The sequence below is a fragment of the Streptomyces sichuanensis genome, assembly GCF_020328095.1.
Taxonomy (GTDB): Bacteria; Actinomycetota; Actinomycetes; order Streptomycetales; family Streptomycetaceae; genus Streptomyces; species Streptomyces cinnamoneus.
The window spans coordinates 1-404 of record NZ_JAIXMK010000285.1; the positions used below are offsets into that span (position 1 = coordinate 1).

The 404-nt window shown below is 65.3% G+C and carries 1 pseudogene; it reads left to right on the forward strand.

The features are described 5' to 3' along the window. Positions 1 to 129: 129 nt before the first annotated feature. Positions 130 to 404: pseudogene (locus LE181_RS31980) on the forward strand (transglycosylase SLT domain-containing protein); the annotation flags it as partial.

The window sequence follows — 404 nt, forward strand, 5'->3', positions numbered from 1 at the left end:
TGATTGCCAGGGGTTTCGGGGGCCGCTAACAATTGCGGGGTCGCTGGGCGCCGTCGATCGAGACGCGGCGCTTTCTTTGCGCCAATGACGGCCGCAGCGGCTTCGCGATTGAAAGGGTTCAGCTCAGTTATGCGCTCCACCGTTTCCGGTTATGCCCGTCTGTCCAAGGTCCACAAGTTTTCTGCTGCTGGTGTTGCTGCGGCTGCTTCGGCTGCTGTGGCGCTGGCTGTGGTTCCCGCTCATGCGGCCGATTCGGTTTCGGTGAAGCCGGTGGCGTGGAGTGCCGAGGCGTTCGGTCAGACGCAGGATGCCGAGCTGGCCCAGCAGGTGGATGTTGCTGCCGCGCAGGCGAAGGTGGCGGCGAAGGCTGCGGTGAAGGCCGACGCGGACGCGGCTGCGAAGGC